Source organism: Polaromonas sp. P1_G4, from assembly GCF_056405475.1.
The window spans coordinates 1-8016 of record NZ_JBFUCA010000164.1 but is presented as its reverse complement, the minus strand read 5'-3'; the positions used below and the strand labels follow the sequence as shown (position 1 = coordinate 8016).

10 protein-coding genes are annotated in these 8016 nt (G+C 63.7%); 8 read left to right on the top strand and 2 right to left on the bottom strand.

The features are described from left to right. From ruvX to AC1D1X_RS10290, 5 genes are all read left to right on the top strand, one after another. On the top strand, positions 1–324 hold a 324-nt coding region (gene ruvX / locus AC1D1X_RS10310; protein ID WP_477698231.1), incomplete at its 5' end, for a Holliday junction resolvase RuvX. Continuing rightward, complete coding sequence (pyrR, locus tag AC1D1X_RS10305; protein ID WP_477668341.1) at positions 321–824, top strand: bifunctional pyr operon transcriptional regulator/uracil phosphoribosyltransferase PyrR; 504 nt, start codon at positions 321–323, stop codon at positions 822–824. The genes ruvX and pyrR, both read left to right, overlap by 4 nt. Before the next feature lie 66 nt (positions 825–890). After that, positions 891–1853, top strand: coding sequence for an aspartate carbamoyltransferase catalytic subunit (locus AC1D1X_RS10300; protein ID WP_477668340.1), 963 nt, complete (start codon positions 891–893; stop codon positions 1851–1853). A gap of 16 nt (positions 1854–1869) precedes the next feature. Next, the gene (locus AC1D1X_RS10295; protein ID WP_477668339.1) at positions 1870–3177 is read left to right on the top strand and encodes a dihydroorotase; all 1308 of its coding nucleotides are present in this window, start codon (positions 1870–1872) and stop codon (positions 3175–3177) included. A 14-nt stretch (positions 3178–3191) separates the two neighbouring features. Further along, positions 3192–3935 (top strand): lysophospholipid acyltransferase family protein, encoded by a 744-nt coding sequence (locus AC1D1X_RS10290; protein ID WP_477668338.1) that lies wholly within the window; start codon positions 3192–3194, stop codon positions 3933–3935. 24 nt (positions 3936–3959) lie between these two features. Here AC1D1X_RS10290 and AC1D1X_RS10285 read toward each other — a convergent pair whose 3' ends face one another. Then, complete coding sequence (locus tag AC1D1X_RS10285; RefSeq protein WP_477668337.1) at positions 3960–5039, bottom strand: ABC transporter ATP-binding protein; 1080 nt, start codon at positions 5037–5039, stop codon at positions 3960–3962. 124 nt (positions 5040–5163) lie between these two features. Here AC1D1X_RS10285 and AC1D1X_RS10280 point away from each other — a divergent pair, with 124 nt between their 5' ends. Further along, positions 5164–6774, top strand: a complete 1611-nt coding sequence (locus AC1D1X_RS10280; RefSeq protein WP_477668336.1) for an ABC transporter permease — start codon at positions 5164–5166, stop codon at positions 6772–6774. Positions 6775–6839: 65 nt separating this feature from the next. On the opposite strand, the gene AC1D1X_RS10275 is transcribed toward AC1D1X_RS10280, so the two are convergent. Then, positions 6840–7013 carry a hypothetical protein gene (locus AC1D1X_RS10275; protein WP_477671801.1) on the bottom strand — a complete coding sequence of 58 codons (174 nt, stop codon included), beginning with the start codon at positions 7011–7013 and terminating at the stop codon, positions 6840–6842. Positions 7014–7186: 173 nt separating this feature from the next. On the opposite strand from AC1D1X_RS10275, the gene AC1D1X_RS10270 reads away from it, so the two are divergent. Next, positions 7187–7408: a CsbD family protein gene (locus tag AC1D1X_RS10270; RefSeq protein WP_477668334.1), complete on the top strand. Its 222-nt coding sequence runs from the start codon at positions 7187–7189 to the stop codon at positions 7406–7408. A 69-nt stretch (positions 7409–7477) separates the two neighbouring features. After that, on the top strand, positions 7478–8016 hold a 539-nt coding region (locus tag AC1D1X_RS10265; RefSeq protein ID WP_477698230.1), incomplete at its 3' end, for a hypothetical protein.

The following is an 8016-nucleotide window of genomic DNA, read 5'->3' as shown; positions in this document are numbered from 1 at the left end:
GTGCTGACCCGTACCGCCACCCCCCAGCCCACCATCAACGCTGAAGGCAGCGACGCCCGCCTCAAGGCCGTCGAGACGCGCATCAAGGAGTGGCAGCCCGACGCCCTCGTCGTCGGCGTGCCCTTTCACCCCGACGGTGCCAGCCACGACAATACCGCGCGGGCGCAGAAGTTCGCCCGTCAGCTTCGCGGGCGCTTCGGCCTCCAGGTCTTTGAGGTGGATGAGCGCTACAGCACCACCGAGGCACTCGCCGGCGGCGCAGCGGATGCCGATGCGGCCTCGGCCTGCATCATCCTCGAGCAGTTTTTAAGGAGTTTCCCATGAGCAGCCTGACCCTTGACGCCGAGGCGCTATACAGCGACCTGCTGCGCAGCATGCGCCAGCAACTGGCGTCCTATCCCTTGCCGCCCAAGCTGGTCGGCGTGGCCTCCGGCGGCGCCTGGCTGGCGCAGCGCCTGCAAAAAGACCTGGGCCTGGAGGGCGAGGCCGGTGTGCTGTCTTCCTCCATGCACCGCGACGATTTCTCGCAGCGGGGACTGGCCTCCAGTGGGCAGACTTTGCTGCCCTTTGACGTGAACGGCGCTCACCTCGTCGTGGTCGACGACGTGCTCTACACCGGACGCACCATACGCGCCGTTCTCAACGAATTGTTTGACTACGGCCGGCCCGCCAGCGTCAAGCTGGTCGTACTGGTAGACCGCGGCGGGCGCGAGCTGCCGGTGCAGCCCGACCTGGCGGTGGCGCGCGTGGCCTTGCCCGCCTCGCAGTCGCTTGAGCTGGCCCGCGCAGAGGACGGCAAGTTCAGCTTCCAGGTTCAGGGCTGATCGTCACCATCACTATTACTGCCAGGCCACCCCCAAAAAACCAAGAGACCCCAAGGAGTCCATCACATGCTGTATCGACGAAATCCGCAACTCAACAAAAACGGCGAGCTGATCCACCTGCTGTCGATTGAAGGCCTGCCCAAGGCTACCTTGACGCAGATCCTCGACACCGCCGCCAACTTCGTCAGCGTCAACAACCGCGAAGTCAAAAAAGTCCCGCTGCTGCGCGGCAAGAGTGTCTTCAATCTTTTCTTTGAAAACTCCACCCGCACCCGCACCACCTTCGAAATCGCCGCCACGCGGCTGTCGGCCGATGTCATCAACCTGGACATCGCGCGCTCATCGGCCTCCAAGGGCGAGTCGCTGCTCGACACCATCGCCAACCTGAGCGCCATGGCCGCCGATCTTTTTGTGGTGCGTCACAGCGAATCGGGCGCACCCTACCTGATTGCCCAGCACGTCGCACCGCATGTGCACGTCATTAATGCCGGCGACGGCCGCCACGCGCACCCCACGCAGGGCCTGCTCGACATGTACACCATCCGGCACTACAAGAAAGATTTCAGCAAGCTCACGGTCGCCATCGTCGGTGACGTGCTGCACTCGCGCGTGGCGCGTTCCGACATCCACGCACTCACTACGCTGGGCTGCCCCGAAGTGCGCGTGGTCGGCCCCAAGACCCTGGTGCCCGCCGACATGGCGCAGATGGGCGTGCGTGTCTGCAATACGCTTGAAGAAGGTATCAAGGATGCCGACGTAATCATCATGCTCCGGCTGCAGAACGAACGCATGTCCGGCGCGTTATTGCCCAGCAGCCAGGAGTTCTTCAAGAGCTTCGGCCTCACCACCGAAAAATTAAAACTGGCCAAGCCCGACGCCATCGTCATGCACCCGGGGCCCATCAACCGCGGTGTGGAAATTGATTCCGCCGTTGTCGACGGCACGCAGAGTGTGATCCTGCCGCAAGTGACTTTTGGCATCGCAGTCCGAATGGCGGTGATGAGCATCGTTGCTGGGAATGAAGCCTGAACGCGGAGAAAAAAGAATGAAAATACTCATCAAGAACGGCCGCGTCATCGACCCGGCTTCCAAGTTCGACGAAATCTGCGACGTGGCAATTGCCGCGGGCCGCATTGTTTCGCTCAAAAGCAACCCCGCCGATTTCGCACCCAACAAAACCATTGACGCCACTGGCTGCGTCGTGGCTCCTGGCCTGATCGACCTGTCGGCCCGTCTGCGTGAGCCCGGCCACGAGCACGAAGGCATGCTCGAAAGCGAACTCGCCGCGGCTGTGGCCGGCGGCGTCACAAGCCTGGTCTGCCCGCCCGACACCGACCCGGTACTCGACGAGCCCGGCCTCGTTGAAATGCTCAAGTTCCGCGCCGAGAAGCTGCACCAGTCGCGCGTGTTCCCGCTGGGTGCGCTCACGCGTGCGCTCAAGGGTGAGACGCTGACCGAGATGGTCGAGCTGACGGAGTCGGGCTGCGTAGGCTTCAGCCAGGCAGAGGTGCCGCTGGCCAACACGCAAGTCATGATGCGCGCCCTGCAATACGCCTCGACCTTCGGCTACACCGTCTGGCTGCGCCCGCAAGAGATGTACCTGGGCAGCGGCGTCGCTGCCAGCGGCCCGCTGGCTACACGCCTGGGGTTGAGCGGCGTGTCCGTCGCCGCCGAAACCATCGCGCTTCACACCATCTTCGAGCTGGTGCGTGCCACCGGCGCGCGCGTGCACCTGTGCCGCATCAGCAGCGCCGCAGGCGTGGCACTCGTGGCCAAGGCCAAGGCAGAAGGCCTGGCCGTGACTTGCGATGTCAGCATCAACAGCCTGCACCTGACCGATGTGGACATCGGTTACTTCGACAGCCGAATGCGGCTGGACCCGCCACTGCGCCAGCAGCGCGACCGCGACGCCATCCGCCAGGGCCTGGCCGACGGCACCATCGACGCGCTGGTGTCTGACCACACGCCTGTTGACGAAGACGCCAAGACTTTGCCCTTTGCCGAAGCCGAGCCGGGCGCCACAGGGCTTGAGTTGCTGCTGGGCCTGGCCTGCAAATGGGGTACTGACAGCGATGCTGGTCTGCAGCGCGCACTGGCGGTGCTTACGAGTGAACCCGCGCGGGTGCTGGGCAATGCGCTTGGCACGCTGCAGGCCAGCGCGGGGCAGCTCGTTAAAGGCGGCGTGGCCGATATCTGCATATTTGACCCCGCCGGTGAATGGACAGTCGAGCCCGCCGCCTTGCGCAGCCAGGGCAAGCACACACCGTTCTCGGGCCACCAGATGCCTGCGCGCGTGCGCTGGACGATCGTGGGCGGACAGCTCGCTTATGAAGCTCCTGACGCTTCACACTGAGGCGCTGCTTCCGTATGAAATGGCTTCACTTTTGTGGGACCTTGTTGCGCGCCATCGTGCATGCCGTCCAGGGTTTCTGGACGATCAAGACTGCTTTCCCCAAACTTCCCCAGGCTGAGCAGGAGGCCCGCGTACAGGCATGGGCCGGGGCCATGCTGTGCATCGTGGGCATTGAACTGGTGGTCAATGGCACGCCGCCGGCCACCGGCCCGGTGTTGCTGGTGGCCAACCATATTTCGTGGCTGGACATCCTGGTGATGCATGCCTCGCGCCATTGCCGCTTTGTCTCCAAGGCGGATGTGCGGGACTGGCCCTTTGTGCGCACGCTGTCAGACGGCGCGGGTTCCCTCTACATCGAGCGCGAGTCGCGGCGCGATGCTCACCGCGTCGTCACGCAAATGGCGGACCGCCTCCGCGCGGGCGACATCCTGGCGGTGTTCCCTGAAGGCACGACGGGCGACGGCATCACCCTCAAGCACTTTCACGCCAACCTTATCCAGGCGGCCATTGAAGCGTCTGTGCCGGTGCAGCCGGTGGCACTGAAGTTCATCGACGCCGCCAGCGGCGCGACCAGCTTCGCCCCCAGTTATGTGGATGACGAAACCCTGGTCGGATCGATTTGGCGCACCCTGACTGCGCCGCCGCTCAAGGCGGTCGTTACCTTTGGCGAGGTGCAGGCCCCGCAAGGCCAGACCCGCCGGGTGTGGGCGCAGGCGCTGCGGGAAGATATTGAGCGTCTGAGGCAGACGCAAGGGTAAAGTGGCCGGCGGAGCTAAGCGCGGCTAGGGCGCAGCAACGGTTTCACGGGGAAAGGTCACCACATGGTCGACCTCGGCACGTATGCCTATCCACTCGCCCAGCGCATGGTTGTGGTGCGACGGCACATGCGCCATCACCGTCTCGCCCGTCTGCAATTTGAGCGTGTACAAAAACTCCGAGCCGCGAAACGCCTTGCGCACGATCTGCGCTTTCACTGGTGCGTTGTCGTCATGCACGATGTCGTCGGCACGCAGCAGCACATCGCACAAGCCGCCGGCGTACGCCCCGGGCAGCGGACACTCCAGCATGTCCGTCAGGTCACCCAGCGCGGTGTGCACCACCACGTCGTCGCCGCGCTGCTCGATATGCGCTTGTGCGAATACCCCGTGGCCGATGAAGTCAGCCACAAATCGGGTGGCAGGGCGGTGGTACAGCGCATAAGCCTCATCCCACTGGTGCAGTTTGCCCTGGTGCATCACGCCGATGCGGTCCCCGATGGCAAAAGCTTCGAGCTGATCATGCGTGACGAACAGCGCCGTCGCGCCGGCCGCCTTCAGGATGCCGCGCACCTCGTGCGCCAGGCGCTCGCGCAGGTCCACGTCCAGGTTGGAAAACGGCTCGTCCAGCAACAGCAGGCGCGGCTGCGGCGCCAGCGCGCGGGCCAGTGCCACACGTTGCTGCTGGCCGCCCGAAAGCTCATGCGGAAAGCGCTTATGCACATTGCCCAGGCCGACCAGCTCCAGCACGTCTCCGACGCGCTGCTTGCGCTGAGCGGGCGTCAGATGAGTGAGCCCGAAGGCGACGTTGTGCGCAGCATCAAGGTGCGGAAACAGCGCGTAGTCCTGAAACACCATGCCGATGCGGCGGGATTCGGCCGGCACATGCAAGGCGGCGGTGCTCACCACATCCTTTGCCAGCGTAATGCTGCCAGCATTGGCCCGTTCAAGGCCAGCCACTGCGCGCAGCAAGGTGGTTTTGCCGCAACCTGAAGGCCCGATCAGAACCCCGATTTCCCCGGCCTGAAGGCTGAACGACACGCCGTCCACGGCGGGCTTTGTGCGACCGGCGTAATGCACGCCCAGCTGGGAGATATCCAGAAACATGCAGGTAATTGTAGATGCTTACAATTCTCATTTGCAGTGACTGACTGCAAAAGCGTGGCGAACGCAGGCGGGGGCAGGGCTCCTTCCCGCGAGAGGCCTTTTTGCTGAGGCTTTCCGGGGCTCCATGTTTCGCCGATATTTCCCTTCTGTTGTGCTGTTTTTGCTGGTCGGGCTGCTGACGCTGCCGGTGTTGGCCGTGGCTCTGTCCTGGCTGCAGTTCAACGGCGAAGCGCAATCCATCCTGCTGCAGATGCTGCAGACCGTGCTGCCCGACTACACCCGGACATCGCTGACGCTGTGCCTGTGTGTGGCGTTCGGTGTGGCGGTGGTAGGCATGGCGACCGCCAGCACGGTCACCTTGTTTGACTTCCCGGGGCGCCGGGTGTTTGAGTGGGCCCTGCTGCTGCCGCTGGCCATGCCGGCCTATGTGTTGGCCTATGCGTATACCGACTTTCTCCAATACGCCGGTCCGCTGCAGACCTGGCTGCGCGCCAGCTTCGGCCTGCAGGGCCGGCTGCTGCCCGAGGTGCGCAGCCTGGGTGGTGCCGTACTGGTCTTCACCGTCGCGCTCTACCCCTATGTGTACCTGCTTGCGCGCACGGCGCTGTCTGAGCGCGCCGTGCACCTGATGGAAGCCGCACGCCTGCTGGGCGCACCGCTGTCGCGCCGCATCCGTGGTGTGGCGCTGCCGCTGGCGCGCCCCGCCGTGGCCGCCGGCGTGGCGCTGGCCCTGATGGAAACTTTGGCCGACTTCGGCGTCTCCAGTTATTTCGGCATCCAGACCTTCACCGCCGGCATCTACAAGGCGTGGCTCTCGATGGACAACCGCATCGCCGCGGCGCAGCTGGCGACCGTGCTGCTGTTCTTCGTCGCGCTGCTGCTGTGGATAGAGCACAGCGCGCAAAAGCGCATGCGCTTTGCCACCGGCCGCGGCGCGCGCGCCGGCGCGCAAGACGCGGCCCCCGTGCAGTTGCGCGGCCTGCGCGCCGTTTCGGCCTGGCTCGTGTGCGCCGTGCCCATCGCGCTGGGCTTTGTGTTGCCGGTGCTCTTTATGCTGCGCCCGCTGGTGCTGGGGTGGGACAACCTGCTTTGGGACAAATTCATTGGCTGGACGCTCAGCAGCATTGGCCTTGCAGGCTTGAGCGCACTGTTGGCCACCGCGCTTGCCTTGGGCCTGGCCTTTGCGGTGCGCCGGCAGCCGGGCCTGCTTACCCGCGCTGCCGTGCACCTGGCGGGTCTGGGTTATGCCGTGCCCGGCGCGGTGATTGTGGTGGGCCTCCTGCTGCCCGTGGGCTGGTTGCAGGCCGCTGCGCCGCAGACCAGCGCGGGCTATTGGGTCACCGCCACCATCCTCGGTGTGGTCTGGGCTTACCTGGTGCGCTTCAGCGCCGTGGCACTGCAAAGCCTGCAAAGCGGCTACTCGCGCATCCCGGCCAGCTTTGACGACAGCGCGCGCATGCTGGGCACCAGCGGCCTGGGCATCCTCAGCCGCGTTCATTGGCCGCTGCTCAAGCGCTCGGTGGCGGCAGCGGGCCTGCTGGTGTTTGTCGATGTGATGAAAGAGCTGCCCGCCACGCTGGTGCTGCGRCCCTTCAACAGCGACACCCTGGCCGTGATCACCTACCAGCTCGCGCGCGACGAGCGGCTTGGTGAGGCCGCCTTGCCCGCGCTGGCGCTGGTGCTGGTGGGTTTGCTGCCCGTCGCGCTGCTCAGCCGCACGCTGCGGTCAAAGTAAACGCAACCAGGCACTTCCCGTCAGCCGCACTCAGGCCTTGGCCTTGATGTAGCGGTATTCCTGCATCAGGCCGCCAGAGCCGCAGGCTTCGCCACGGGCTGCGATTTTTCATCTTTGGTGTCGCTGCCGTCCACCACCTTGATGTCGAAATAAAAACAGTTCTTGCCCTGGCCGGCGTGCCATGCAGTTACGTTCCGGCCAGGAAGCCGTTGCGAATTTTGTTGCTTTTCTTCGCGCAATGGCACGTTCTCGCAGCGCGGCGCCGAGCCTGTAAGCATGAGCCTACGCTCATCAAATACGGGGGCCTACGGTGGGAGAAAAAGAACGAGCGTACGGTGTGAACATGCCGCCCGGACGACATGGGACATAAGTGCGACGGGCGAATTTATCAACTGACGTTCAGGAGAACACCATGAACAAGGACCGCGTGGAAGGCAACTGGCTTCAATTCAAAGGCAAAGTCAAAGAACAGTGGGGCAAGCTCACTGACGACGACCTCGATGTAGTCGCCGGCAAACGCGACCAGTTGCTGGGCCGCATCCAGGAGCGCCACGGCCTCAGCAAGGATGAGGCTGAGAAGCAGGTCGCCGCCTGGAAAGACCGCAACCCGACCGATTTTTTTGAGCGCTATTGATCCGCCGTTGAGCGTTCCAGCGTCCATCCATAACCAATCCATAACTCCAACTCATCCAAAGGAAAATCCATGAAAACCAAATTACTGATGCTGACCGCTGTGATGTCCTGTGCTTTTGCCGGCCAGGCCCTGGCTATGACCAAAGAGGAACATAAAGCCGAGAGCAACCGCATCTCGGCCGACTACAAAGCCGGCCGCGACAAGTGCGCCACCTTGAAAGACAATGCCAAAGACATCTGCGTGGCCGAAGCCAAAGGCGCTGAAAAAGTCGCCAAGGCCGAACTGGAAGCCCAGTACAAGCCCAGCCCGCGCAACACCGAAAAGGTGGCCCTGGCCAAAGGCGATGCCGCCTACGACGCCGCCAAGGAAAAGTGCGACGACCTGAAAGGCAATGAGAAGGACGTTTGCGTGAAAGATGCCAAAGCGGCCCACGTCAAAGCCAAGGAAGACGCCAAGGTCGCCAAGACCTCAGCCGACACCAGCAAGAACAAGACTGAAAAAGTGACCGAAGCCAAGAAGGACGCCAGCGCCGAAAAGCGTGAAGCCGACTACAAAGCCGCCAAGGAGCGTTGCGATGCGCTTACCGGCGCCCCGAAGGACACCTGCCA

Bases quoted from the DNA above. Each gene is read 5' to 3' on its own strand.
- pyrR (WP_477668341.1), top strand. From the start codon at position 321: ATGAGCAGCCTGACCCTTGACGCCGAGGCGCTATACAGCGACCTGCTG.
- AC1D1X_RS10300 (WP_477668340.1), top strand. From the start codon at position 891: ATGCTGTATCGACGAAATCCGCAACTCAACAAAAACGGCGAGCTGATC.
- AC1D1X_RS10295 (WP_477668339.1), top strand. From the start codon at position 1,870: ATGAAAATACTCATCAAGAACGGCCGCGTCATCGACCCGGCTTCCAAG.
- AC1D1X_RS10290 (WP_477668338.1), top strand. From the start codon at position 3,192: ATGAAATGGCTTCACTTTTGTGGGACCTTGTTGCGCGCCATCGTGCAT.
- AC1D1X_RS10285 (WP_477668337.1), bottom strand. From the start codon at position 5,039: ATGTTTCTGGATATCTCCCAGCTGGGCGTGCATTACGCCGGTCGCACA.
- AC1D1X_RS10270 (WP_477668334.1), top strand. From the start codon at position 7,187: ATGAACAAGGACCGCGTGGAAGGCAACTGGCTTCAATTCAAAGGCAAA.